Here is a 26,400-nt window from a genome sequence, read left to right as displayed (position 1 = left end):
AATCAGTAGGGACCCTCTGATTAAAATGCTTTTTGGCATTCATCCCACCATCTAGATAGAAGTGGTGGACTCAAGTTAAAAAATAAAGGGAGCCCTATTCCTGGAAAGGAAGGGGGCTGCCCCTGTTATATCATTAAAGTTAAATTTTTCCTACAAGGTCAAGGCTTGGTTTAAGTGTTTCTTCGCCTTCCTGCCATTTTGCCGGGCAAACTTCACCTGGATTGTTGCGGACATATTGTGCCGCTTTAATTTTGTTAACGAGGACGCTTGCGTCGCGACCGATACCGTCTGCATTGATTTCAGCTGCTTGAACGATGCCATCTGGATCGATAATGAACGTACCACGTTGCGCAAGACCAGCTTCCTCATCCAACACATCAAAGTTACGTGAAATTGTTTGAGATGGGTCACCGACCATAATATATTCAAGTTTGCTGATCACATCAGAGTGGTCATGCCATGCTTTATGTGTAAAATGTGTGTCCGTTGAAACGGAATAGACTTCAACGCCAAGTTCTTTCAATGTTGCGTATTGATCTTGAAGATCTCCAAGTTCAGTTGGGCAAACGAATGTAAAATCTGCTGGGTAGAAACAAACGACGCTCCACTTACCGTTTAGATTTTCTTCAGAAACCTCGATGAACTCGCCATTACCACTATTGTAAGCCGAAGCTTTGAAGGGTAGTATTTCTTTTCCAATTATAGACATAATAAATATTCCTCCTAGTGTGTGTTTTACTATAGTAAGTTTAGGTCATATAGTTAAAACCTAAACTTCAGTAATGATAATAATCTAATTACTATTGCTCAAACGATAATAATTCTAATTACATAATTATTATCATATAATTAATATTGTTTGTCAACAATATTACTCAAACGTATCGCTATACCTACTAATCAGTATTAACCCCAATTAGTGCTGTAGATATGTACTACTTCTTTATATTCTATCTTTATCTTTATAAAAAATAAAGAAAAACGAATTATAATAGCATCTTTAGATTCTCAATTAAAATAGAACATTCCCGATTAGTTACTATTTAGATAATTGTGTATTTTGAATAATAATATGTACAGCAGACAATTTAGGTCTTTGAAAATCGATCCCATTCATTAATATTGAAAGAAAAAACGTCTTTCCCTCTGACATGTGGGAAAGACGTTTGATATTTTATCATCCATTATTCTTCCTGCGTCAGTTCATCCGCTTCATTTTCACTCGGCTTCGCACGATAAACGATAAACGCCAAAAGAACAGCTACGAGAGACATGGCAAAAGCGATGAAATAAACAAGTTCAACACCAGCTACCATTGCGTCGCTTATTGTAGCAGGGGCATCAGTCGTATCGGATTGTTGTAAAAACTTAAGTTGTCTAGCGTTCATAATACTAATAAACACAGACACACCAATAGCACCCGCCACAGGCTGTAAGGTAGACATAACCGCGGTTCCATGCGGATATAGTCGTTTAGGCAACTGATTTAAGCCATTCGTTTCGGCAGGCATCATGATTGCTGAAACAGTTAACATGAGTAAAATATACCCAAGGATGACAACCCATAACGCCGTTTCGGCCGTCAATCTGCTCATCATAAACATCGTTCCACTTAGCACAAGTGACGCTGGAATCATCAGGACTCTAGGACCAAACTTGTCAAAAAGATGCCCCATGAATGGTGACATAATCCCATTCAAAATACTACCAGGTAAAAGCACCAGGCCTGCTGTAGCTGCACTTAAAGCTAAAGGACCCTGCATATAAATTGGCAAGATAATCTCTGAAGCAAACATCGCCATAATAATAATTAAAAACATCAAAACTGCATGCGTAAACATCGGATATTTAAATACGCGTAAATCCATAACAGGCTCTTCAAGTCGTAATTGTCTAATGACGAATAACACAATCCCGACAACTCCAGCAATAATCGCAATTAAAACAGTCGTATCCAAAAATCCATCAGGACTTGCTCCGACAGAACTAAAACCATAAACGAGAGATCCAAAACCAATGGTAGAGAAAATAATGGAGACAACGTCAATCTTCGGTTTCGTTACTTCTGACACATTAATCAAATATTTAGAAGCAAATAAAATAGAGAATATAGCAAATGGAATGACAAGAATAAACAAATAGCGCCATCCTAAGTATTCAACAATCACACCAGAAAGCGTTGGCCCAATTGCAGGCGCAAACATGATGACTAGACCTATTATGCCCATGATTTTCCCACGCTTATGGGGTGGGTAAATAAGTAAAAATACATTAAAGATAATCGGCATGAGTAGGCCAGTTCCAACTGCTTGGATTAATCGACCGACTAATAAAACTGCAAACGTTGGTGCACTCGCACTGATGATGGTCCCAATCGTGAAAATAATCATCGTACTTAAAAATAATTGGCGGGTCGTATACCATTGAAGTAACAGGGCAGATATAGGAATCACAATGGCCATGACAAGCATGAAGCCTGTCGCCATCCACTGCACAGTAGGTAATGTAATAGAGAACTCTTCCATTAAGGTGACGAGCGCAATATTTAACAGTGTTTCATTTAATATCGCGAAAAATGCCCCAATGATGAGGGACAGCATAATGGGCATAACCTTGGCATTCGGGTTCTCCGATAAATACTCATATTTCTTTGGTTCTTGATAATCGGTCATATACATAGCTCCTTCTATCTATAGCATTTCCTAATCATACACTAAAAATGCGGCAACGAGAAAGGGGCTGTTTGTTAAGTTTTAGAAAAGAGAAAGAGGAACTGTCAACAATACGGCATGCCATTGCCAAAGCGTTAGTATGATACTTTATGTTGATCTAAATAAAGAATGTCGATACGCTCTACGGCTAGGATAGCCATCAAAAGCTGTGCCAATTCGATGGGTCGAAGGTCCCGAAATGACGATAACTCTGCCCAAATGATCGATAACTCTCTCCAAATGATTAATAACGACTTCGAATTGATCGTTAACTCCCTGCGAATGATCGATAAGTTTCCAATGTTGCTTGTCGAGAGATAGAAAGTAGTCTTTTAAACAATTTTACTATCATGAAACACCAAAAATTAAAAACCATAAGATTAAATTTATATTAATATATAGATAATCGAGGCTTTTAACTATAATATCTTTAGCGAGTGGAGGGTTAACATGAAACCAGAAGTGATGATTGTCGGGGTGTATCATTTAGGAGAGACGTCGGATTTAATCAGTATGGAACGTGAAAACAATAATGATTTACAGCTACAGGCAAAGGAAGTTGTTGACGCACTAAATCGGTTTAATCCGACGAAGCTAGCAGTCGAAGCAGAATGGGAAGTACAATCGAAGTTAAATGAAAGTTATCGGAAATATCAATTGGATGATTCGAACCCGACGAAGAATGAAATACAGATGATTGGTTTTCCTTTAGCCAAAAAAGCAGGCATAAGCGAGGTTTCTTGTGTCGATTGGAGAGGGGACGATAATGAATCGGCACCAATAGACGATATTTTTCAGTATGCCAAAGAATATGAACCCGAACGTTATAAGGAAATAATGACAACGTATATGGAGCCGATGCAACGTGAAATGGGGGAACTATCCAAGCTCACGATTTTAGAGGGCTATAAGCGTGTGAATGAAGCGGAAACTGTTAAAAAGGCGCACCAAATCTACATGGAATTCGCGATGATTGGAAAAGAGAAAGAGTACTACGCGATGGATTGGTTAACGTGGTGGTACAAACGAAATTTAATCCTCTATACAAATGTGAGAAGATTGCTATCAACTCCACAGGATCGAGTATTACTATTAATCGGCGGCGCCCATGTTCATCTTATTAAACAGTTTTTGGAGGAATCGGGGGTGTGTACGGTAGTTGATGCGAATGAATACTTAAATTAAATAGTGTAAGAGGTCCCGATACAATTCATAACCTTGAATTGTATCGGGACCTCGAAAGACCTTATTTAGCAGCCAATTCCTTCGTCATTACAACATGAGGAATCCCTGCTTCCATGAATATACTGGATGAAGTCTGATAGCCAAGTTTTTCATAAAAACCTTCCGCATGTGTTTGTCCATGTAATTTAACACGGGATAATCCCTTTTCTTCAGCGATTTCTTCTAATGCTTTTATGATTACTTTTCCAAGTCCGAATTTCCGGTAAGGCTCCAAGATGCAAATTCTCTCCAATTTACCGAAGCCATCCACCCATCTTACTCGTCCAGTTCCAACAGGCTCGTCATTATAATAAACTAAAATGTGTTCAGATAGCTCATTCAGTGTGTCGAACTCATCAAACTCCTCTTCTAAAGGGACGTTTTGTTCTTTGACGAATACTTCTTTTCTAATATGAAATGCTATTTTTAGGTCGTCTTCCAGCGTTATTCTTTTAGAATCCAATGCGCTTCAGTCCTTTTTTAGGTTTATTTTATTGGGTAGGTCTTGATTAACTTATCGCAACTTACATAAAGAACCTTGCCAACATCGCTTGGCGCTTGGGGATGCCTCCCGCAATAAGCCAGACAGAAGACCACTGTCAGTCTATTGCTCCGGCTACCCCAGTAAGGCGCCTTCGCTGGAGATTATATCGAATCACATGTGTAGCTACCATCCGAGTGCCTGTTACCACTACGCTCTGAAAAAGTTATTCATACAAAAAAGCAACGGTGACAGGTACTCGCCTGTGTATAATCCAATTGTAGTTTTATATTACAGATAGTGTAGCATATCAGACACCCTATTGCGGACTATATTCCGTGGATTGAACAGCATATTTCTCCGGGTATAGGGAAAAAGAGTACAGTGCTATAGTGGATGGAAATAGAAGAGGTTTTTGGGAAAGTATTAAGGGAAATTAGGTTGGAAAAGAAGTTTTCATAGGAAGAGTTAGCACATATTTGTGGTTTAGATCGTACATATATTAGCTTAATGGAGAGCGGGAAGAGAAAGCCGACCATCAATACTATTTTTGCGTTAGCATCTGGTTTAAATGTGTTACCAAGCTTCCTTGTTTCGGCAACTGAAAAAATTGGGGTAAGGGATTTATAAAGAATTAAAACGGCTATCACTTGAATTCTTTACTAATCGTTCTAGTAATGATATTCTAAAAGAGATTAAATTAGTTGCAGTTAAATATCCTATAATTAGAATGTTCATTCTTGTTTAGGTGCTCGTATTTAGGGAGGAATTATGGCTAGAAGTAAAGAGTTTGATGTAAATCAAGTATTAAGAAAAGCCATGGAGCTTTTTTGGCAACAAGGGTATGAGAAAACGTCTATGCAAGAGTTGGTAGACTATATGGGCATTCATCGTAGAAGCATCTACGATACGTTTGGCGACAAACGTACATTGTTTTTGAGTGCTTTAACTCACTATGATGAGTTAATTACTAGTCAAACGAAGAAGAGAGTAGATTCAAACTTACTGGTAAAACAAGGGATACGAGAAGTGTTTAACATGATAATTTACCCAAATCTTAATTTGCCAAAAGGATGTTTGTCTGTAAATGCAGCCGTTGAATTATCTTTGCTTGACGAAGAAGTTGCAACAAAGATTGTAGAAATGTTTACAAAGACAGAAGGTTTCTTTTATGAGCTGCTGGAACATGGGCAGAAAAACGGGGAAATATCTAAGAATCATGATCCTGAAGTATTGTCTCTTTTTCTTCATAATTCACTTGTCGGGTTACGCGTATTAGTGAAGATTGAGGCTGATAAAAAGAAATTAGAAAGTATTGTTGATATGACACTTTCGGTGTTAGACTAGCTTTCTTTTTTTTACCTTTTCTAGAATGAACATTCTAGAAATGCGGATAAAATTGCAACTAATTTAAAATCTATCAAATCAATCCGAACTCGCCGTTCGAAAGGAGAAAAATGATGTCAACATTCACAATTCCAACTGAATCAAGTTATATCGAAGCCGAAGGGGTACGATTTGCCTATAGAAAGCTCGGGCAAGAAACAGGAATTCCGCTAGTTTTCTTCATTCACTTCCGCGGAACAATGGAAAACTGGGATCCTAATATGATTGGTGTTTTAGCTGAAAATCGACCCATTATTCTTTTTGATAATGCTGGTGTCGGTGAATCCAGTGGTGAAACTCCGACTACTATAGCTGAGATGGCAAAGGATGCAGCGACATTTATTAAAGCACTTGGCTTAGAGCAAGTCGATATCCTTGGTTTTTCAATAGGAGGAATGGTTGCACAGGAATTAGCATTGCAACAGCCAAATATGGTACGACGCATCGTCCTGGCAGGGACATCTCCACGATCTGGTGTCAGTGAGCGTAGAGAAGGCGTGTATGAGGCGATGACTGGATCTAGTAAAAATGATGCTCGGGAGAATTTCTTGTTCCTATTTTACGGTCCGACCGAAACGAGTCGAGCGGCTGGTATAGCTTCATTAAAACGAATCTTGGGTCAGAAAAAAGTGCAAAGCTCATCTCAAGTGACCGAGGCACAATTCAAGGCAATCTCCCAATGGGCTGAGCGGGAACCTGAACAGAAATACGACTGGTTACAGAAGATTACGCAACCAGTACTCGTGACCAATGGGGTTGAAGACATCATGGTTGCGACTAAAAACAGTTATATTCTTACTGAAAACTTACCGAATGCCCAACTCATTATTTATCCAGACTCTGGTCATGGACATCTATTTCAGTACCCAGAACAGTTCGCTGGCGATGTAAATCGATTTCTTGATGCTGAGTGATGAAGAGGACCATTACTACTAATAGACGAGGAGAATATAAATGAAGAAACTATTTGAAGAGGTTCGTATTGGAGACATTACATTGAAAAACCGCTTAGGTATGTCACCAATGACGAGAAATAGAGCTTTACCTGATGGTACCCCGGGAGAGCTAGCGGCTGAATATTATGGTCAACGTGCTTCTTTTGGTTTAATCATAAGTGAAGGTACACAACCTTCAGATGATGGTCAAGGCTACTTAAATACACCTGGGATTTATAGACCATCTCACATAGAAGGTTGGAAGAAAATAACGAGTCGTGTACACAATGAAGGCGGCCACATATTCATTCAGCTCATGCATGCAGGGCGTGTTTCACATCCTGACAATACACCCCATCATCGACAAGCGGTTGCACCTTCGGCTATTGCACCTGAAACAGAAATGTTTACAGCTGAGGGGATGAAAGATATCCCGAGGCCTAGGGAATTAGGTCAAAATGAGATAAAAGAAGTCATTCAAGAATTTCGTACAGCCGCAGCCGCTGCAATCGAAGCTGGAGCCGATGGAGTCGAAATTCACGGAGCGAATGGGTATCTAATTCAACAGTTCCTTAGTGAGAACTCGAATCATCGTCAAGATGCCTATGGTGGTTCAATTGAAAACAGGGCTCGATTTGCAATTGAGGTGACTAAAGCAGTCATTGATGAAATTGGTGCAGAAAAAACGGGAATTCGGTTCTCGCCTCAAGGAACATTGAACGGAATTGAGGAAGGCGATACAAATATTGAGATGTATCGATATTTAATAGGGGAATTAAATAAGCTTGATTTGGCTTATCTTCATATTATGCACTTTGGTAATGACCCTTTATTACAAGAAATACGTCAACTGTGGAAGCAACCCCTATTGGTCAATAGAATGGGACGCCCACTTGAACAACTGACAGTGGACTTGGATAATGATCTAGCAGATGTTGCAACAGTAGGGATTTGGGCACTAGCAAATCCGGACTTCATTGAGCGTATAAAGAAAAACGTCCCCCTAAATGAACCGGATGTAACTAAGCTCTATGCTGGTGGTGCACAGGGTTATACAGATTATCCGTTTTTAGAAGAATAATTGATCTTGTTATTGTAATTATTTAATAGATAATTACAAAAAGTAAAGTTGCATTGTCGACATGATAATTCATATTTGTGCCTATTCGAGTTTATCACCTCAAATAGTTTTGCAAGTCTAAAGGTAGCTAAAACGGGAAAATCGTATTAGAAAGATTTGAATAAAATCACTGGACAGTAAGCCTCGTACGGGGGAGATTTTAAAATTAATTAGAATGATCATTCTAATTAATCAAAGAAGGGGTTGGGGATAAATGGAGTATCGAGTATTAGGCCGCACAGGTCTAAAAGTAAGCAGTTTTGTATTAGGTACCGGTACATTTGGTTTTTGGGGGAATAATACTGAGAAAGAGGTTGCACCCATTCTGGATGAAGCTTTAGCTGAAGGAATTAACCTAATTGATACGGCAGATGTCTATTCAAGTGGCCAAGCAGAAGAAATTCTAGGTAAATTACTAAAAGGACGCAGACAGGATGTCATTCTGGCCACTAAGGGCGGCAAGCCCATGGGCAGTGGACAAAATCAATCGGGAAATTCAAAGTACTGGATAAGAAAAGCTGTAGAAGATAGTTTGAGAAGGTTGCAAACTGATTATATCGATTTGTATCAACTACACGAGCCTGATCTTAATACAGATATTGAAGAGACGCTTGGTGTACTTACGGATTTGGTCACTGAAGGGAAGATTCGCTACATTGGCACATCTAATTTCCAAGCTTGGCAAGTTACAGAAGCTCAATGGATTAGCGAACGTAAAAATGTAGCACGGTTTGTCTCTGAGCAATCCCCGTATTCCATATTAAATCGTAGTATCGAATTTGATTTACTTGCTGCCACAGCGAAATACGGAATGGGAGTTATGGTTTGGAGTCCACTTTCGGGTGGTTTATTAACTGGTAAATACCGTTTTGGGGAGGCAGTCCCCTCCAATTCAAGAGCAGCCACCTTTGCAGGAAATCTGCAATCTATTGTGGACCCTAACCGAGAAGAAAATCGTCTCAAATTTGAAGCTATAACAAAACTACAAACACTTGCAAATAAAGTGGGGATGACTTTACCACATCTTGCCATGGCATTCACGCAAGCTCACCCTTCCATAACTTCAGCCATTATAGGGCCTAGAACGCTTGAGCAACTTCGAGAAACTTTAAAAGGCAAAGACATTCGATTAAGTAACGATATTCTCGACGAAATTGATTCTATTGTTCCACCAGGAATAACCCTGGATACGATGGAAAGAGGTTGGGCTCCCGGTTGGTTACAAGCGAACAAACGAAGAATCCTTCGTTAAAACGTTTTTTGGAGGCTTTATGATGAAAGCAATGATAATTGAAAAATACGGAAAAACTCCTCTGTTGTTAGCCGATAGGCCTATGCCCACAGTAGGTGATTATGAGGTGTTGGCAGAAATACATGCGGCAAGTATTAATCCGCTTGACTCTAAGATACGTGATGGAACAATAAAATTATTAATTAAATATAAAATGCCACTTATCCTTGGGAATGACTTTTCTGGCGTTGTGGCAAAGGTTGGCGCAAAGGTAACAAGTTTTAAAGTCGGAGATGAAATATATGGACGTCCACGTAAGAGCAGTATTGGTACTTTTGCAGAATATATCTCAATTCATGAAAATGATATAGCCTTAAAGCCTAAGAACTTGAGCTTTGAGGAAGCAGCATCAGTCCCACTAGTTGGGTTAACCGCCTATCAAGCCTTACATGACATACTGCAATTACAAAAAGGACAAAAGATTTTGATTCAAGCTGGGGCTGGTGGTGTCGGAACCTTTGCTATACAACTTGCAAAGTTAATGGGTGCTACTGTTGCAACAACTGCCAGTGAAGCAGGAACGAATTTAGTAAAATCTCTCGGTGCAGATGAAATCATTAATTACAGAACAGAAAAGTTTGAAGATATTTTGGAAAATTATGATGCCGTATTTGATACGCTTGGTGGGGAGATACTCGAAAGATCATTCAAAGTTGTTAAAAACGGCGGACAAATAGTCTCCCTTTCTGGATTGCCAAATGCTCGATTTGCTAAAGAAGATAGTTTGGGCTTTTTGAAAACGATGTTGCTTTCAGCTGCAAGTTATAAACTTACAAAACTTGAAAAGAAGCATCGTATTCAATATACATTTATGTTTGTGAAGGCAAGTGGAGATCAATTACGCATGATTACAAAATTTATTGAATCTGGAAAAATTCAACCTGTAATTGATGAAGTTTTTTCTTTTAATGATGTTGAAAAGGCAATGGAATATTCGGAATCAGGAAGAGCTAAAGGGAAAATTATTTTAAAAATTAGATAGCCATTGCACCCTCGCTGGACACCTTCACCTGCACTTTTGAAAATACTCTTGAAATTTATTATTTAGGAGGCGTGGATAATGAATCACTTAGAAAACTTAAAGAAAATGGTGACAGGAGAAATACCTGGCCCCCCAGTTGCGCAATTACTTGGTTTCAAGGTTGTAGAAGTCGAAGAAGGTAGAGTTGTCATAGAAATGGAAGCTTCTGAAAGATTGCATAACCCAATGGGCACGCTACATGGTGGGATACTTTGCGATATAGCAGATGCTGCGATGGGATATACTTTTGCCAGCACACTTGCAGATGATGAACTTTTTACGACAGTGGAAATTAAATTAAATTTCCTTAAACCTATTTTTGATTCGAAACTTCGAGCTGAGGGGAAATTAATTAAAAAAGGCACCACAGTTGGACTACTGGAATGTCATGTCTATGATGAAAAAGGAAGTCTTGTTGCTCATTCAACTAGCACATGTATGATTTTAAAAGGAAACGCTGAACCAAAAAGAGTTGAGAGAGGAAATGGTAAATAAAATGACTAATTTTCAAGCAATGGTATTAGATAAAGTAAATGATCAAACAAAGTTAGAAATCAAACAATTAAGTATGGAGGATCTGCCAGAAGGGGAAGTAACCATTCGAGTAGCCTATTCTAGTGTGAACTTTAAAGACGGTATAGTAGCTATCCTAAATGATTTTGTAACCTCCTATCCGCTAGTACCAGGAATCGATTTAGCCGGAACGGTTATGGATTCAAAAGATGAACGTTTTACAACAGGGGATGAAGTCATTGTCACTAGCTACAAATTAGGAACAGGACATTTTGGAGGATTTAGTGAAATCGCACGTGTCCCTGCAGAGTGGGTTGTTCCTCTTCCAAAAGGATTGTCTTTAAAAGAAGCCATGATTCTCGGAACAGCTGGGTTTACCGCAGCATTATCCGTTCAAAGACTTGAAGATAATGGTTTAGAACCAAGCCATGGATCTGTTTTGGTAGCAGGTGCTACAGGTGGAGTAGGTAGTATTGCGGTGAATATCTTGGCTAAAAAAGGCTATGACGTGGTTGCGAGTACAGGCAAATCAGATCAAGAAGAATATTTGAAAGGATTAGGCGCCAAACAAATCATTCACCGTGACGAAATTGTAGATAAGGACAATCAGCCAATGCGTGAAGAAAAATGGGCTGGCGCAATCGATCCTGTAGGTGGAAAAACGCTCCAATACATTCTAAGTACGTTGAAATATGGCGGATCTGTAGCCACATGTGGTTTAACAGGCGGGACTGAAGTTTCTACAACCGTTCTTCCTTATATTCTGAGAGGTGTTAATTGGCTTGGCATTGACTCGGTTGAATATCCAATGAAGAAGCGTTTAGAAATTTGGAGTCGTTTAGGTGATGATTTGAAACCAACAGCGTTAAATGAAGATATGGTAAATGAAATCTCATTAAAAGAGCTGCCAGAAGTATTAGGTGCTATTCTACAAGGAAAAGTACGCGGTAGAACGATTGTTAAACTATAAAAGGATTCGAATGGGATAGCAGAAAGAATAAAGTTCAAAAGCTACAACTCCTGAAGAGCATTCAGTGATTGTAGCTTTTTTTGTATATTCATTATGCGTGTTAACCGACTTCATAATCACTGGTTCTTTCGATATTCTGAAGGAGTACACTTTTTACTTTTCTTAAATGTTTTTGAAAATAGAAGTGGATCATTATACCCCACTGAACGGGAAATATCCCCGATTTTAAGCGTAGAGTTCGTTAGTAGAAAACATGCTTTCTCTATTCTTAAACTTAATAAAAACTCTTGCGGCGATGTATTGAGATATTGCTTAAATAACCGATGAAGATATGAACGGTCAATTGAAATATATTTAGCAATATCATTAACAGTAATATAATGCGAGTAATTTTGTTCAATAAAAAGTATCGCATCTTCGATATACTTTTGCTTTTTTACCTCGATGGTGACTTCACGATTCGGAAAGAGTTCACATAAAATATATAAAAACTCATAAAGCTTCGAAGTTAATAGCAAATCCTTATTAGACGATAGCGCTGATGTCATTATGATACTATCCATACATTGGTTTAGTTTAGTATCCGGGTCAAACGTGAAAATTGGTTGATCCATAGATAAACTTGATCTGTTTAAATATTCTTTTGCTTTTACTCCGCTGAAACCAATCCATTTATATTCCCAAGGATCCTCAACATCTGCTTCATAATAAATTAAAACATTTGGTTCAATTAAGAACGCTTCATTTTTACCTAAATGATAAATTTTGTCCTGTACTTTAAAAATCCCTTTACCTTTTAAAATATAGTGAATTATGTATCCGCTTCGTATCGCTGGACCATAAGAGTAGTTACTTATACAAGTTTCTTTACCGTATGTGTACAAGTTTATATCTAAATTATTATGTGGAAGATTGGAAAAGTTTGAATTCATTGTACCACCCCTCTGATTGAAAATTCCCTCAAGTTATCACATCATTCCATACTGAGTCTACATAATGCCATATAAATATCAGGTTAAAACTATTAATATGAAGCCATAAGCATTATGGAATACACCATATTTCATTGAAAGTTATATGGTGTATACATTGTACACCATTGGAATAATTGATGCTTACTTCTATATGGGAGGTTGCTATGGGTATTAACATCGATGAAGAACAACTTTTATTTCATTTGCAAGGAAAAAAAACGAGTTATGTTATGCAGGTTACACGAGATGCTTATTTAGTTCACTTGTATTGGGGGAAGAGAGTTCACACGTATCGCGGGAGCAATAAAATTATCTTTATGGATCGGGTTTTTTCTCCTAATCCAGACCCGTTAGATCGAACATTTTCGCTAGACACATTACCTCAGGAGTATCCGGCATATGGAAGAGGAGATTTTAGAGTTCCAGCTTACGAAATACAACTAGACAATGGCTCTACTGTGACAGACCTTCGTTATAAGAAATACCGAATGTATAAAGGTAAACCAAAATTGAAAGGGCTTCCATCCACTTATGTAGAGGATGAAAATGAGGCGGAAACACTAGAAATCATTATGGAAGACAAATTGTTGGGACTAACTGTCACGTTATCCTATAGCTTGTATGAAGATCGAGATGTTATTACTAGATCTGTTCAGTTTGCTAATCGAGGATCACAAAATTTAAAAATGCTTCGAACACTAAGTGCAAGCGTTGATTTTCGTGATGATGAATATGAATTAATCACATTGCATGGTGCTCATGGTAATGAAAAAAATATTGTGAGACGTGAAATTGTACCAGGGATTCAAATGGTTGATAGTTGCCGGGGGGCCAGCAGTCCCCAACAGGCACCATTTTTAGCGTTAGTTAGAAAAGGAACCGATGAAGATCAAGGCGAAGTGTATGCGTTTAACCTTGTATATAGTGGGAATTTTACAGCACAAGTTCAAGTGGACCAATATCGTAATACAAGGGTATCGATGGGTATCAATCCTTTCGATTTCTCGTGGCTATTAGAGCCAGGGGAAACCTTTCAAACGCCTGAAGTTGTAATGGTTTACACAGACAAAGGATTAGGCGATATGTCCAGAATTTATCATGAATTGTATAGTGAAAGACTAAGCCGTGGGTTATTTCGAGACAAGGTACGTCCAATACTGATTAATAACTGGGAAGCCACTTATTTTGATTTTAATGCAGAAAAGATTGAACAAATTGCCAAGGAAGCAAAACAAGTAGGAGTAGAATTATTTGTATTAGATGATGGATGGTTTGGAAAACGTGATGACAGTAGCAGCTCGTTAGGAGATTGGGTAGTCAATCAGCGTAAACTTCCGAATGGTTTAGTAGATCTTGCAAACCGCGTTCGTAATCTTGGTATGGAGTTTGGTTTATGGTTTGAACCTGAAATGGTTTCTATAGATAGTGACTTATATAGAAGTCATCCAGATTGGTGTTTACATGTACCAGATCGACCGTATACGTTAGGGAGAAATCAACTTGTTTTGGATTTTTCAAGACAGGAAGTCTGTGATTACATAGTTAAAGGAGTGTCAGATATCTTATCGAGTGCCCCAATAACCTATGTAAAATGGGATATGAATCGTCATATGACGGATGTAGGGTCAATAGCGTTACAGCCCGAACGACAGCGTGAAACGGCACACCGCTATATATTAGGATTATATAAAGTAATGGAAGAAATTACAACTAAATTTCCAGATATATTGTTTGAGAGTTGTTCAAGCGGTGGAGGGCGCTTTGACGCAGGGATGCTTTATTATATGCCACAAACATGGACAAGCGATAACACAGATGCGATTTCTCGTTTGAAAATTCAATACGGTACAAGTCTTGTTTATCCGCCGATCACAATGGGGGCGCACGTTTCATCTGTCCCAAATCATCAAGTTGGAAGAATTACTTCGCTTGAGACAAGGGGCTATGTTGCCATGTCTGGGAATTTAGGTTACGAACTAGATTTAACAAAGTTAACACTGGAAGAAAAAGAAGTAGTTAAACAACAAATTGTTTTGTATAAAGAGATCCGACCACTTATTCAATTCGGTAGGTTTTATAGAATATTTAACCCCTTTGATGGGAATGAAGCTGCATGGAATTTTGTTTCAGAAGACCAATCAGAAGCGGCAGCCAGTTATTTCAAAGTATTGTCTGAACCAGCAGCTCCTCTTCGAACGATAAAACTTAAAGGCTTACATCCCGATTATTTGTATCAAAATGTTGAGACGGAAGAGTTGTATGGAGGGGATGAGTTGATGAATATTGGTATTACATTGCCAATAATCAAGCAAGACTTTGTAAGTATGTTCTGGAGATTTAAAAAGTATCGTATGTAAATGAAATATCAATAATATACAAGATAAAAAAGTAATGGGAAGAGGGCTATTTTTGAAGAATCCTTATAAAATGACATACCATATTGAGCCAGATAAAGGTTTGATGAATGATCCAAATGGTGTAATTTGGTTTGAAGATAAATATTACTTTTTCCACCAATGGAATCGTTTTGATACGAACCATGATTACAAAGAGTGGGGGGTGTTTACTTCAACTAATATGATTGATTGGAGAAATGAGGGTTCTGCTATACTTCCGGATAGAAAATTGGATCGTGATGGTGTTTATTCAGGGAGCAGTATAGAACATAATGGAGAAATCTATACATTCTATACTGGAAACGTAAAAAATAATGGGGAAAGAAAAAGCTATCAGTGCATTAGTAGATCTAAGGATGGTCGGACTTTTATTAAAGAAGAAAATGCCATTGAAACCCCGACGGAGTTTACGGAACACCATCGAGATCCAAAAGTCTGGAGAGGTGAAAATAATTGGTGGATGATTGTAGGTGCTCAAACGAGAGAGCGGAAAGGCGCGATTGCACTCTATTCTTCTTGTGACTTGTTGCACTGGAAATATGAAAATATTTTGTACGGCCAGCACTTAGGCAACATGTGTGAGTGCCCAGATTTATTTTCTATAAATGATGAAACAGATATATTGCTTTGTTGTCCTCAAGAGAGGTCAGAAAAGGAAGATGGTTTAACAGATATTTCTAGCTACTCAGCATTTATATCTGGAAAATTTGATGAAAAGGCAAAAAAGTTTCTACCAAAAAGTTCTTTGGAATTACTTGATTATGGATTTGATTTCTATGCACCACAATCTTTTTCGGATTATAAAGGAAGACGAATTATGGTGGGATGGATGTCCCGAATGTCTGATTTAGAGGAGCGTTTATGCCCTACTAAACAATATGGATATATGCATTGTTTGACTTTACCACGTATTGTAACATGGGAAAATGGCGGAATTCGTCAAAGACCTATCGAAGAAGTTAAAGAACTAAGAAAACAGGAACAGAAATTTATATCTTCTCAAGGTTCTTTTGAATTAGAAAGTGGACGATTTGAACTAGAGTTGGATAGAAAAGACTGTACTAGTGATTTCCAATTATTATTGAGAGATGGTGCAGTAGAAATTCATTATTGTAGTAAGAAAAACGAGTTATCTGTTACACGAGAAAATTGGGTAACTTATAAAAAGGAAACAAAAGTAAAACAGATTCAAAGTCTAGCACAAATGAGTATTTTTAGTGATAACTCCTCTATAGAGATATTTGTGAATGATGGAGAATGTGTTTTCTCATTAAGATATTTTACTAATGAAGAGAATTTAAGTGTGAAATATGCCGGATTACAGCAAGAAGGAGAATTACACTACTTTGCATTTTAGGAGATGAGAAGATGGGAAATAAAGATTTAGCAAAGAAGATTATTGAATTGATTGGCGGGAAAGAAAATATACATTCAGTTGCTCACTGTGCGACAAGATTGCGAGTTATTATTGTAGATAAAGAAAAAATTCATACTGAAGAAATTGAAAATCTAGATAAGGTTAAAGGAAGTTTTTTTAATTCTGGTCAATTTCAGATCATCTTGGGTACTGGATTGGTAAACAAAGTTTATGATGAGATCATGATGTTAATGGGTGATAATAGCCAAAGTCAGGCTCCTATTAAGAAAGAAGGAAACCGCTTTCAACGTGGCATTAGAATTTTTGGAGATATTTTCGTTCCAATTATTCCGGTTTTGGTTGCAACTGGTTTATTTATGGGCTTAAGAGGTTTGCTTACACAAGAATCTATTTTGGCATTGTTAGGTTTAACACCTGATAGTATTCCCAATGAACTTTTATTGTTCACTCAGATTCTAACAGATACAGCTTTTGCTTTTTTACCAGCGTTAGTTTGTTGGTCAACGTTTAGGGTTTTTGGGGGGAATCCGATTTTAGGGATTGTACTAGGTTTAATGCTTGTCAATCCTGTTTTACCAAATGCTTATGAAGTAGGTCAACAGGTTGCAGATCCATTGGTGTTTTTTGGATTTATTAAAGTGGTAGGTTATCAAGGATCAGTTTTGCCAGCCTTTATAATAGGAATTGTAGGAGCAAAAACGGAGAGATTTTTGAAAACAAAAATACCTGACATCCTTGACCTTATTTTGACTCCATTTCTAACACTTCTTTTTGGTATTACACTAGCATTATTTGTTATAGGACCTATCTTCCATGAAGTTGAAATGGTTGTCTTATATGCTGTTCAATTTTTATTGGAGCTGCCATTTGGAATCGGTGGGTTGATTTATGGAAGTTTCGGACAACTATTAGGCATTTTGGGTATCCACCATGTCTTGAGTTTTTTAGAGATAAATATGCTTTCACAAACAGGTTGGAATATGTTAAATCCAATAGGAACCTGTGGTAATTTAGCTCAGGCTGGTGCGGTTCTAGCGGTAGGGATTAAAACTTTTTCACCGAAAATGAAGCAAATTGCTTATCCAGCAAGTCTTTCTGCTGCTTTAGGTATTACAGAACCAGCTGTTTTTGGAGTGACCCTTAGGTTGGTAAAACCTTTTATTATGTCAATGATTGGTGGCGGTGTGGGAGGATTCTTAGCATCTATCCTGCAATTAAAAGCTACCGGAATGGCATTAACAGGAATTCCGGGTAGTTTATTATACTTGAATAATCAATTGCCCCTTTATATTCTTGTCAACGTTGTTGCTTTCTCTGTGTCATTTATTTTGACTTACACAATAGGTTACCAACACTCTATGGAGAAAACACAAAACAAAAATAACTAATAAAACTGGCTTTAGTGTACGAATGCTTATTCTCGTATGGTGAGTTGGCATGTTGCAGAACAAAAGCAATTTATATAAGATTGTGATAGTGTCGAAGTAAACGATCAGTAGAAAAGTAAGCCCGAATTATAAAAAATGTGTACTTTTAAGGTATGTATGACAAATGGCCGTCTACGACGATTTTTCAAGTCGAATAGGCGGCCCATTTTATGGTTTGCTACATATTGCTTGGACTGTCTTTGACCAGGGTAAGTACTGATCTAAGGTCTTGGGATTTTAATGGATACCGAGCTTTGAAAAATTTATGGCTAATGCTAAGCATTAACCATATAAAAAGCGACGGCGACAGGCACTCGCCTGTGGTTCCTGAAAGCCCCTACTGAGAAAACTCCAAATTAATCTTCCCGTCCACAAGTGTCAGCTGTGCATCAAATTTGTTCCCCGTATTAGCCGTAAAACCTTTAATTACATTCGTTTTACCCTTCGTACACAAGAGCTTAATCTGACTTGGCGTCAGCTTCTTCTTCAAAAACACCCCAGGAAATGTTTGCTTGCAGCCACTCTTATAAGCACTGCAACCGTAAAATTCTTTGCGTGCAATAATCATACCCTCTTTACAAGCAGGGCATGGCGCGACTTCGACTTGTTTGTAGGAGGTACGTTGAGTGGTTTTGCCAACAACATTAGCTGCTAGTTTTGCATCAATCGGCTTGGCGTTTAATTGGCCCGGTACTTCCTCCAATAAGCTATTGATGAATTTCGCTATGCTGCCGAGAAAGCGTTCCTGCGTTCCTTCGCCATTGCCGATTTTACGTAAGTAGGTTTCCCATTTAGCAGTCATCGACGGGCTTGCAAGTAGATTTCCATCAATGGCTTGGCATAGGATACGCCCTTTATCCGTAATAGAAACAATGTTTTTTGTCACGTTGATATAGCCATGACGCTTAATCGTTTCGATGATGCCACTTCGAGTTGCTTCTGTCCCAAGCCCCTCTACTTCTTTCAGAATCTCCGTCTCGTTTTTATCCTCAACGAGCTTCCCACAGGTTTTCATCATAGCAATGAGTTGCCCCTCTGTATAAGGTTTAGGCGGCATCGTTTTGCCTTCTTTAATGCCGATGTCACTGTCAACAGGTTCATGGAGCGTAAGTGGCGGCAATGTCGGCTCGTTCTTGTCGTTTTCTTTTGCTGATGAACGAACGAATAATGCTTTCCAACCTTTGTCACGCTCGGTCTTGCCGACTGTGAAGAAAGGAAGTCCGTTGACGTCAGTTGTCACTTTTGTTTCGGTGTACAGATAGTCAGTATGGAACATGGCGAGTGTCGTGCGAACCACTTCTTCGTATAAGTTACGTTCAATATTCGATAGCCTGCCAAGCACTGCCTGTGACGGGATTTTCTTCGTCGGAATGATAGCGTAATGCTCTTGAACCTTCGAGCTGTCAACGTAACGCTTTTTCGGTGCAAGCGACTCGACAGGGAAGGGATGTCCGATGAGCTGTTGGAAATCGCCTACTTGATCGGCAAGATAAGTGAATTCACTTGGCGTAATATAGCGAGAATCTGTCCTTGGGTACGTGACAATTTTCTTTTCATAGAGTCCTTGCATAATCTTCAACACATCCGCAGGGCTCGTTTTCCATAACCGATTCGCTGTCGCTTGTAACGTTGACAGTGAATGGAGCTGGGGAGGCGGCGTTCGTTTATCGATTTTCTCCACAGATGTAATCGTCCCCGGTGATTTCGGGTGGATATTATGCTTTGCCAATAGTTCCCGAATGATTTCCCGTTTCGGTTCTTTGGCTTTCGCTTTTCCTTTATACATTCCATTAGCAGCCATAAAAGTTGCTTCAATTTCAAAAAATGGCTCAGAAACAAACGTCTCAATTTCTCTTTGTCGCTGATAAATTAAGAAAACTGTTGGCGACTGAACGCGACCAATTGAAAATACGTCCTGAACACCGCGCTCCTTCAGAAGCAACGAATACAGCCGTGAGCCATTCATCCCCACAAGCCAATCACTAATCTGACGAGCCTTCGCTTCTTCATACATCAGTAAATCCTTACGATTATCATGCAGATTCGCAAAGCCCTTGCGTACTTCATCGACCTCAAGTGAATTGATCCACAACCGTTTAATCGTCTGGTTTCTAGCACCCGTTTGATAGTAAATACTATAGAAAATATTCGATCCTTCGCGGTCCACGTCACAGCCATTAATGACGGTATCCGTCCCTTTAATAAGCTTCTTCACAATCGTAAATTGCTTATATTTCCCCTTCGCCACCTGAAACTCATAGCGTTCAGGTAAAATTGGTAAGCTGCCCAGTGACCACTTCGTCCATTTGGGGTCGTACGCTTTGGGTTCCTTCAATTCAACCAGATGGCCAATGCCCCATGTAATATAAGCACCTTCTGGGAAAATGGGGGATGGTAAGATTTCCAAATAACCTTCGTGGCGTTTGACGGAGAAAGCATCTGCGTAGGCTTTTGCTTGGGATGGTTTTTCAGCTAGGATGACCGGTTTCATGATAGCACCTCTTTTCTTTATGCGATAAAACGTTAGTTCTGATAGTTGTATTATCGCATAAATGGGGGAGGTTATCTAATGTGCGCGTGGGAGTCTAATTCAAGAAGGTTTAAATAAATTTGATTATTCAAATAAATGCGTTTGATATATTTGTGTGGGTGACTGGCACCGGGTTTTAGAAGAAAGTAGCGGTTATGATATCGAAATAGGCTTCCATAGATTGGGTGGATCTATCGCCCCGTAATACTGCGGTTTGTTTTTCATTAAACCCAGCATCTAAACACATATTGGTAAACACCCCCCTACCAATGTGTGAGCGCCATTTAGTTTGAGAGAAGTCTAGATAATCCTGATATCTACCGGGAGTTCCAAGTAGCATTCCTAAATAAGAATTTTTTAACTTCAAAAATCTCTTATCATACGTATCTACCGACATTGTATTTCCTTCGGAATCATAAAACAGTGCATTGGGGTGTAGTGGTTTCTTTATTTTCTTAAGTACGACTTCTATATGATGCTTATATAAGTAATTTAAAATCGGATCAATCAAGCAGGATTGGTCTCTCGGATTCTTTACTTGCATTGTCGAAACGTCGTTAAATCGAGTAAATAAATCATTTTGATGGTCTCTTATAACCAGCACTAACCCTTCCACGCCATATTCTTGGCTGTTCTGCAATTTTAAAGCTGTTCTAGTGAGGTTTACTACTTCTCCTTTACGCAATCCCCAAAATATTTGTAATGCAACTCCAAAGGCAATGTCAGGCGTCTCATGCTTTGCTACGTAAAGTATCTCGCGAATATATTGCAGGCGAATAAAGATTCTATTCTCATTTGATTCGTGGTTTTGGGGTACTATATCTTTTCTTTTTATTTTTTCCCGTAAAAGGGTTTCATCGGTTTTTTTAAAGGTGAAATCGATTTTGTATACCTTTCTAATTTCTTCTCGTCTACACAATATTGTAAATAGGCATTTGCGTGACACTCACGTAGATCTTCTAAACTAGTAACTTCAGTATATTCAGTCACTTCCCGGTTCACTTTGTCTAATATAAAGTTTAAAAAGGGGACCATAACTTGTGTTATGGTAAGTTCAGTGTTTACAGAGCCCGAGTTTCTATGATAGTTCTTAAATAGAAAATAGCTGATAGGGTGAGGGAATATTTCTTTGGTTGACTTGTTCTCTAGTCCAATGATGAACGAGGGTGTGTACACAATATCCCCTCCTTGCTTTCCACACAAATCTGTAATTACCATATTCCATTGGGGTCACCTCTAATAACTACTTTTAAAAGTCCCAATAGATGGTGTGAGTAAAATCCGGTTATTCAAAAGCTACATTATAAAACCTTATTGCCAATAGTCATTAAATTATGCTATTCTTAACAAGAGTTATAAAATTAAATATTATGATGCTTGTTTTTACCCCCGGGTAAGAACAATAAAAGCACTGGATTTCACTCCGTTAGGGCCTTTAGAGGAGGAGTGAGATTCGGTGCTTTATTGCTTTTTTTAGGGTAAATGCAACTTGTATTTGGAGAGGAGAGGGGGATTTACAGAGTGAAAATGAATAGAAATTATAAATTATAAATTTTTCGAGTAACTAGAAAGGAGTTAATAATAATGTTTGACATTCGTATTCTAAGTAGAGAAGATGTAACAAAAATCATTAATATGCAACAAGTAATAGAGGTAGTTGAAAGTGTATATAAAGCAAAGAGTGAAGGTTTAACAGACGTATGGCCTACAGTATTTTATGAATTCAATAGAGGAAAAGCTGATCTAGATATTAAATCGGGTTATTTAAAAAGTAAGCAACTTTTTGGGAATAAAACGGTCACTTGGTTTGGGGATAATGCTGAAAAAGGTATTCCAACACTAATCGGTATGATTGCTGTATTTGATGCTGAGACAGGGATGCCTCTTGGTATGACAGATGCTGCTTATATTACTGGCATGCGAACAGGGGCAGCAGGAGCATTAGGCGCTAAGTATTTGGCTAGAAAAGATGCAGAAAACCTATTAATTGTTGGTGCTGGGAATCAAGCAATCTTCCAAATCGCTGCCACATTGACGACTATGCCAACGATTAAGAAAGTGCGAGTAGTTGCACAGCAAACAGCCAATTCTAAAAGTTTTGTCGAAGGGATTCATTATAAACTTCAACACGAATTTGGCATAAGCACAGAAAGTATCATATTTGAAGCTGTAGAAGATTTAGAAAAAGCCGTACACGATAGTCATATTATCATTACGATAACTCCTTCAAGAAAACCAATCATCAAAAAAGAATGGATTCAAAAAGGGACGCACATTTCTTGTATCGGTGCGGATATGGAAGGGAAGCAGGAAATCGCTGCTGAAATTCTGACATCGTCCTTACTATTTGTAGACGATATGAAACATTGCAAAGAGGTTGGCGAAATAGAAATTCCACTTAAACAGGGCGTTATACATGAAACAAATATCATTGGTGAACTAGGCGATTTAATAGTAGGAACAGTTAATGGAAGAACAAGTAATGAACAAATTACAATCTTTGATGCTACCGGTATGGCACTTTTAGATATAGCTACAGCTGACATGGCATTAAAGCAGGCAGAGAAAAATGGACTTGGTATGAAGTCTACTATTTAAAGGAGAGATAACAAAATGACCTTACAATACAAAGAAATACAAGATGCTTATGCACGTATTAAGAACCATGTTCCAACAACACCCCTAGAAGAATCTTATTATTTAGGAAATCAAAATCAGCGCTATTTCTTTAAACTTGAATCCTTTCAAAGAGCAAAAAGCTTTAAAATTCGTGGTGCCTTGAATAAAATGATGACATTAACAACAGAAGAAAAAGAGCGTGGTATTGGAACCATTTCTTCAGGAAATCATGGCAGCTCTGTTAGTTATGCAGCTTCAATTCTTGGTATCAAAAATGCAAAAGTGATTGTTCCTAAAAACACACCGGAAAGTAAAATTGATAAAATTAAATACTTTGGTGCAGATATTATGCTGATGGGGAACAGTTATGATGAGGCACATGCTCTTGGAATGACTTATATAGAGGAAAATGATCTAACATTTATAGATGCATATTATAGTGATCCTAAAATATACGCTGGTCAAGGAACAATTGCCATTGAAATTCTTGAACAACAGCCAGATATTGATACGATTGTTGTTCCAATCGGCGGTGGAGGCTTGATTACAGGTATTGCAGTTGCTGCAAAATCCCTCAAGCCAGATATCCGTATTATTGGGGTACAAACAGAGGCATGTCCCGCTATGATAAATTCTTATAGAGATCATACCTTCTATGAAGAATATCCTAGTGAAGAGTCACTATGTGATTCCCTAATTGGTGGTATCGGAAAACTAAGTTATGAAATGGCGAAGGATTATGTCGATGAATTTCTTGTTGTTTCAGAGGAATCCATTGCAAAAGCCGTTAGTTTTATGGCAAAGGAAGAAAAATATATTGTAGAAGCTGGGAGCTGTACAACTGTAGCTGCTATTATGGAGCACAGAGAAAAAATTGGAGGACAAAACATAGCGCTTGTTTTATCAGGTGGAAATATTGATGGTAAACTTTTGGCTTCTATTTTGGTGAAATATTAAAAATCCGGATGATTGAAGATATTTTAGATTTAAAATGAAACTTCATAATAATTTTATTGAACCAACGAATTATTTATAGCCAAATAGGGAGTTGTAGCAGAATAGCCACTTCTCGTTGTCATGGGGTAGTAATATTGAATAAAGGGAAGAAAAATACCTTGACCTAAGGTGTTTTTCTTCCCTTTATTTGTGTCTGCGTTAAATATTAACGGAGTCAGTAATAAATTCACCCAAAATGATTGATCTTCTAATCCTCGTTATTGTTAGACTATTTACTCGGGAAAGTCTAACGTGAAAATGGTATACAGTCCTCATCAAGTAAGGGATTCAACAACTTTCACCTAAGTTTTAACGTTTCTTGACCCTTTCATCCACATAATAGGATGACCGGTTTCATGATAGCACCTCATTTCTTTTTGCGATAAAACGTTAGTTCTTGTAGTCATAGTATCGCATAATTTAAGAGGGTTTCCAAATTCATAATTAGGTTGAGATTAGTGTTAATTTCCATGAAAATTTAAGTGGTCTAGAAATTGATGTTTGCTTAAGTGGCATTAAATTCACCCGAAAATAGGAGTGATTAAGTTCTTTCATGGGAGTTGAATAATCACCTTTGAAAAAATCATCCCCTCTAAGAAATTTTATAGAGATGAGGTGATTTTCAAATTTAACTATTTAATATCTGATTTCGTCTTTCTTGTGGGAACACCCTTAGCATCATTGGTATGCTAGGCTTAATCGATTGTTCTTCCCATTAAATAGCCTTGATTCTCCCCTTTGGAATCCAATTCACAAGAACCGAAGAACCAATTGACGATCCTCAATCTTTTATGTCCAACTCACAATTTGATCCATATTGCTTCTTATTTTGGCTCGTTTGGGCTCTTCATTCCGATATCCAAAAGCGACCATCACGGATGCCTTCAAGTTTCCTTCTTCTAACAAACCTTCTTCGTTTAAGATATGGTCTACTGCAGCATAGTCAAATCCTTCCATCGGACAAGAATCGATTCCAGCTAAAGCAGCGGCGGTCATCATATTCCCCATAGCAATATAGGTTTGCTTGGCAGACCATTCATACATTAAACGTTCATCTTTCAACAAACCACGCACTTCCTGAACCTCTCCTAACGCTTCAGAGATATAAGTAACAACCTCTTGGGACATTTTTTGCACATTTTTCATTTGATCAATCACATATTCGGAATCATACCTTACATTTGTTCGGGCAAGAATGATCAGAAAATGACTCGCGGTGTCCAGTTGGCCTTGCGCTCCAGGTGAAACTGCTTTTAGCTTATTCCTTAACTCCGGATTTTGCACAACGACAAACCTCCATGGCTCTAAACCAATCGAGCTGGGAGATAACCTTCCTGTTTCTAGAATAAAGTTAAAATCCTCTTCGGATATTTTCTTGGTCGTATTAAAAGTTTTGGTAGCGTGTCTATATTGAAAAGCTGAAATAACGTGTTCTTTGCAAACGGGTATGATAGTATTCATACGAGCACTCTCCTCTGTTTTTCATTTTATTGTCTACAAATTTATCATATGATAAATTTGTATCGCGCAATTCGTATTATAGAGGTATCTTTGGAGGGTTTCTACGCTCTTGGAGTAGCGTTAGTATGCAATTAGATACCGGAAAGGATAGCCATTATGAACTACACTAATGAAATATTGGAAGAATGCGGGTTCACATGCGCCCAAAAGATATTGTCGGGAAAATGGTCCATGCTGCTTATTCTGTTTTTAAGTGAAAAAACGATGCGATTTAATGAAATTCAACGGTTGTTTCCAGACATTACTCATGCAACCTTAACCAAGCAGCTTCGCAGGCTGGAGGAGCAAAACGTTGTTGTTCGTAAGGTATATTCTCAAATACCACCTAAAGTCGAATATTCATTGAGCGATGTCGGAAAAAAACTAAAGCCAATACTAGATTCAGTTATGGTTTGGGGGGAGGAATACAAGCAGTTCTTGGAAAAGGACGAAGCGTAAATATTGGCTTTTCATTTCATGTTAACGATGAGTAAGCAACTATAAATATTTCTTGGTAAGAAGAAACGGCTCTTCGGATCATCTAGTGGAAAAGGGTCTACAGAGAACCCTTCTCCAGTTCTTTCATAAATGTAGAAAAGTCAACATCCCAGTTGTCAGTCTTGATAACATCTTTAGTACAGATAAGCGGGGATTGAAAGAACGAACCAAATTTAGATATTCTCCTACTGCTACATACCTTATTATAGAGTGTATTAGTGTTTTTCATTATAAGTGATTTCTCCTTTTCAGATATTGTAGATTACAAATCATACTATACTAAAAAAAGTCATATGAATTAGCAAAATAGATAATTAAAAAAGAGACGATCAGCCCCATGGCTTAATGCTGCTAAAACATATTCAACCTCTTTATACGAAGTCAGAATGATAATTTTCGTTAACGGAAATCGAAGTTTAATCTTTTCTGT

21 protein-coding genes and 1 pseudogene are annotated in these 26,400 nt (G+C 38.1%); 15 read left to right on the top strand and 7 right to left on the bottom strand.

The window, feature by feature from the left end; translation table 11 throughout:
- Positions 1-139: 139 nt before the first annotated feature.
- Both ahpC and N1I80_RS21015 read right to left on the bottom strand, forming a co-directional pair.
- Entirely contained in the window at positions 140-709 is a 570-nt protein-coding gene (gene ahpC / locus N1I80_RS21020; RefSeq protein WP_340739775.1) for an alkyl hydroperoxide reductase subunit C, read from the bottom strand.
- Between the two features lie 475 nt (positions 710-1,184).
- Entirely contained in the window at positions 1,185-2,672 is a 1,488-nt protein-coding gene (locus N1I80_RS21015) for an MDR family MFS transporter (protein ID WP_340739774.1), read from the bottom strand.
- A 489-nt stretch (positions 2,673-3,161) separates the two neighbouring features.
- Between N1I80_RS21015 and N1I80_RS21010 the strand changes: the two genes are divergently transcribed.
- Entirely contained in the window at positions 3,162-3,896 is a 735-nt protein-coding gene (locus tag N1I80_RS21010; protein ID WP_340739773.1) for a DUF5694 domain-containing protein, read from the top strand.
- Between the two features lie 61 nt (positions 3,897-3,957).
- Here N1I80_RS21010 and N1I80_RS21005 read toward each other — a convergent pair whose 3' ends face one another.
- Entirely contained in the window at positions 3,958-4,398 is a 441-nt protein-coding gene (locus N1I80_RS21005; protein ID WP_340739772.1) for a GNAT family N-acetyltransferase, read from the bottom strand.
- Positions 4,399-4,890: 492 nt separating this feature from the next.
- Between N1I80_RS21005 and N1I80_RS21000 the strand changes: the two are divergent.
- The 8 genes and pseudogenes from N1I80_RS21000 to N1I80_RS20965 all read left to right on the top strand — a co-directional run.
- Positions 4,891-5,046: pseudogene (locus N1I80_RS21000) on the top strand (helix-turn-helix domain-containing protein); the annotation flags it as partial.
- Positions 5,047-5,187: 141 nt separating this feature from the next.
- Positions 5,188-5,763, top strand: a complete 576-nt coding sequence (locus tag N1I80_RS20995) for a TetR/AcrR family transcriptional regulator (RefSeq protein WP_340739771.1) — start codon at positions 5,188-5,190, stop codon at positions 5,761-5,763.
- A 113-nt stretch (positions 5,764-5,876) separates the two neighbouring features.
- The gene (locus tag N1I80_RS20990) at positions 5,877-6,716 is read left to right on the top strand and encodes an alpha/beta fold hydrolase (RefSeq protein WP_340739770.1); all 840 of its coding nucleotides are present in this window, start codon (positions 5,877-5,879) and stop codon (positions 6,714-6,716) included.
- 40 nt (positions 6,717-6,756) lie between these two features.
- Positions 6,757-7,818: an alkene reductase gene (locus tag N1I80_RS20985; protein WP_340739769.1), complete on the top strand. Its 1,062-nt coding sequence runs from the start codon at positions 6,757-6,759 to the stop codon at positions 7,816-7,818.
- A 253-nt stretch (positions 7,819-8,071) separates the two neighbouring features.
- Positions 8,072-9,109, top strand: coding sequence for an aldo/keto reductase (locus tag N1I80_RS20980; RefSeq protein WP_340739768.1), 1,038 nt, complete (start codon positions 8,072-8,074; stop codon positions 9,107-9,109).
- A 22-nt stretch (positions 9,110-9,131) separates the two neighbouring features.
- On the top strand, positions 9,132-10,130 hold the full coding sequence (locus N1I80_RS20975; RefSeq protein ID WP_340739767.1) for an NADP-dependent oxidoreductase: 999 nt from the start codon (positions 9,132-9,134) through the stop codon (positions 10,128-10,130).
- A gap of 78 nt (positions 10,131-10,208) precedes the next feature.
- Positions 10,209-10,664, top strand: coding sequence for a PaaI family thioesterase (locus tag N1I80_RS20970; RefSeq protein WP_340739766.1), 456 nt, complete (start codon positions 10,209-10,211; stop codon positions 10,662-10,664).
- A 1-nt stretch (position 10,665) separates the two neighbouring features.
- Positions 10,666-11,652, top strand: a complete 987-nt coding sequence (locus N1I80_RS20965; RefSeq protein WP_340739765.1) for an acrylyl-CoA reductase family protein — start codon at positions 10,666-10,668, stop codon at positions 11,650-11,652.
- A 116-nt stretch (positions 11,653-11,768) separates the two neighbouring features.
- On the opposite strand, the gene N1I80_RS20960 is transcribed toward N1I80_RS20965, so the two are convergent.
- Positions 11,769-12,584: an AraC family transcriptional regulator gene (locus N1I80_RS20960; protein ID WP_340739764.1), complete on the bottom strand. Its 816-nt coding sequence runs from the start codon at positions 12,582-12,584 to the stop codon at positions 11,769-11,771.
- Between the two features lie 206 nt (positions 12,585-12,790).
- On the opposite strand from N1I80_RS20960, the gene N1I80_RS20955 reads away from it, so the two are divergent.
- From N1I80_RS20955 to N1I80_RS20945, 3 genes are read left to right on the top strand one after another with little or no spacing between them, the layout of a single operon-like run.
- Entirely contained in the window at positions 12,791-14,983 is a 2,193-nt protein-coding gene (locus tag N1I80_RS20955; RefSeq protein ID WP_340739763.1) for an alpha-galactosidase, read from the top strand.
- Positions 14,984-15,035: 52 nt separating this feature from the next.
- Complete coding sequence (locus tag N1I80_RS20950; protein WP_340739762.1) at positions 15,036-16,379, top strand: glycoside hydrolase family 32 protein; 1,344 nt, start codon at positions 15,036-15,038, stop codon at positions 16,377-16,379.
- Positions 16,380-16,390: 11 nt separating this feature from the next.
- The gene (locus N1I80_RS20945; RefSeq protein WP_340739761.1) at positions 16,391-17,788 is read left to right on the top strand and encodes a PTS transporter subunit EIIC; all 1,398 of its coding nucleotides are present in this window, start codon (positions 16,391-16,393) and stop codon (positions 17,786-17,788) included.
- Between the two features lie 376 nt (positions 17,789-18,164).
- Here N1I80_RS20945 and topB read toward each other — a convergent pair whose 3' ends face one another.
- Both topB and N1I80_RS20935 read right to left on the bottom strand, forming a co-directional pair.
- A complete protein-coding gene (gene topB, locus N1I80_RS20940; RefSeq protein WP_340739760.1) occupies positions 18,165-20,318 on the bottom strand; it encodes a type IA DNA topoisomerase in 2,154 nt (717 codons plus the stop codon).
- A gap of 175 nt (positions 20,319-20,493) precedes the next feature.
- Complete coding sequence (locus tag N1I80_RS20935; RefSeq protein ID WP_340739759.1) at positions 20,494-21,303, bottom strand: hypothetical protein; 810 nt, start codon at positions 21,301-21,303, stop codon at positions 20,494-20,496.
- A gap of 638 nt (positions 21,304-21,941) precedes the next feature.
- Between N1I80_RS20935 and N1I80_RS20930 the strand changes: the two genes are divergently transcribed.
- Positions 21,942-22,955, top strand: a complete 1,014-nt coding sequence (locus N1I80_RS20930; RefSeq protein WP_340739758.1) for an ornithine cyclodeaminase family protein — start codon at positions 21,942-21,944, stop codon at positions 22,953-22,955.
- 15 nt (positions 22,956-22,970) lie between these two features.
- Complete coding sequence (locus tag N1I80_RS20925) at positions 22,971-23,933, top strand: threonine ammonia-lyase (RefSeq protein ID WP_340739757.1); 963 nt, start codon at positions 22,971-22,973, stop codon at positions 23,931-23,933.
- A gap of 828 nt (positions 23,934-24,761) precedes the next feature.
- Here N1I80_RS20925 and N1I80_RS20920 read toward each other — a convergent pair.
- Positions 24,762-25,433 (bottom strand): NAD(P)H-dependent oxidoreductase, encoded by a 672-nt coding sequence (locus N1I80_RS20920; RefSeq protein WP_340739756.1) that lies wholly within the window; start codon positions 25,431-25,433, stop codon positions 24,762-24,764.
- 156 nt (positions 25,434-25,589) lie between these two features.
- On the opposite strand from N1I80_RS20920, the gene N1I80_RS20915 reads away from it, so the two are divergent.
- Positions 25,590-25,931 (top strand): winged helix-turn-helix transcriptional regulator, encoded by a 342-nt coding sequence (locus tag N1I80_RS20915; protein ID WP_340739755.1) that lies wholly within the window; start codon positions 25,590-25,592, stop codon positions 25,929-25,931.
- The last annotated feature ends 469 nt before the right edge of the window (positions 25,932-26,400 follow it).

The organism is Sporosarcina sp. FSL K6-3457 (assembly GCF_038007285.1).
Lineage (GTDB): Bacteria > Bacillota > Bacilli > Bacillales_A > Planococcaceae > Sporosarcina.
The sequence above is the reverse complement of the archived record's forward strand: the minus strand, read 5'-3'. Positions and strand labels throughout refer to the sequence as shown.

Coding starts and splice junctions, on each gene's coding strand:
- N1I80_RS20920 (WP_340739756.1), bottom strand. CDS start 25,433: ATGAATACTATCATACCCGTTTGCAAAGAACACGTTATTTCAGCTTTT.
- N1I80_RS20975 (WP_340739767.1), top strand. CDS start 9,132: ATGAAAGCAATGATAATTGAAAAATACGGAAAAACTCCTCTGTTGTTA.
- N1I80_RS20955 (WP_340739763.1), top strand. CDS start 12,791: ATGGGTATTAACATCGATGAAGAACAACTTTTATTTCATTTGCAAGGA.
- N1I80_RS21015 (WP_340739774.1), bottom strand. CDS start 2,672: ATGACCGATTATCAAGAACCAAAGAAATATGAGTATTTATCGGAGAAC.
- N1I80_RS20960 (WP_340739764.1), bottom strand. CDS start 12,584: ATGAATTCAAACTTTTCCAATCTTCCACATAATAATTTAGATATAAAC.
- topB (WP_340739760.1), bottom strand. CDS start 20,318: ATGAAACCGGTCATCCTAGCTGAAAAACCATCCCAAGCAAAAGCCTAC.
- N1I80_RS21010 (WP_340739773.1), top strand. CDS start 3,162: ATGAAACCAGAAGTGATGATTGTCGGGGTGTATCATTTAGGAGAGACG.
- N1I80_RS20985 (WP_340739769.1), top strand. CDS start 6,757: ATGAAGAAACTATTTGAAGAGGTTCGTATTGGAGACATTACATTGAAA.
- N1I80_RS20915 (WP_340739755.1), top strand. CDS start 25,590: ATGAACTACACTAATGAAATATTGGAAGAATGCGGGTTCACATGCGCC.
- N1I80_RS20930 (WP_340739758.1), top strand. CDS start 21,942: ATGTTTGACATTCGTATTCTAAGTAGAGAAGATGTAACAAAAATCATT.
- ahpC (WP_340739775.1), bottom strand. CDS start 709: ATGTCTATAATTGGAAAAGAAATACTACCCTTCAAAGCTTCGGCTTAC.
- N1I80_RS20990 (WP_340739770.1), top strand. CDS start 5,877: ATGTCAACATTCACAATTCCAACTGAATCAAGTTATATCGAAGCCGAA.
- N1I80_RS20925 (WP_340739757.1), top strand. CDS start 22,971: ATGACCTTACAATACAAAGAAATACAAGATGCTTATGCACGTATTAAG.
- N1I80_RS20995 (WP_340739771.1), top strand. CDS start 5,188: ATGGCTAGAAGTAAAGAGTTTGATGTAAATCAAGTATTAAGAAAAGCC.
- N1I80_RS20980 (WP_340739768.1), top strand. CDS start 8,072: ATGGAGTATCGAGTATTAGGCCGCACAGGTCTAAAAGTAAGCAGTTTT.
- N1I80_RS20945 (WP_340739761.1), top strand. CDS start 16,391: ATGGGAAATAAAGATTTAGCAAAGAAGATTATTGAATTGATTGGCGGG.
- N1I80_RS20965 (WP_340739765.1), top strand. CDS start 10,666: ATGACTAATTTTCAAGCAATGGTATTAGATAAAGTAAATGATCAAACA.
- N1I80_RS20970 (WP_340739766.1), top strand. CDS start 10,209: ATGAATCACTTAGAAAACTTAAAGAAAATGGTGACAGGAGAAATACCT.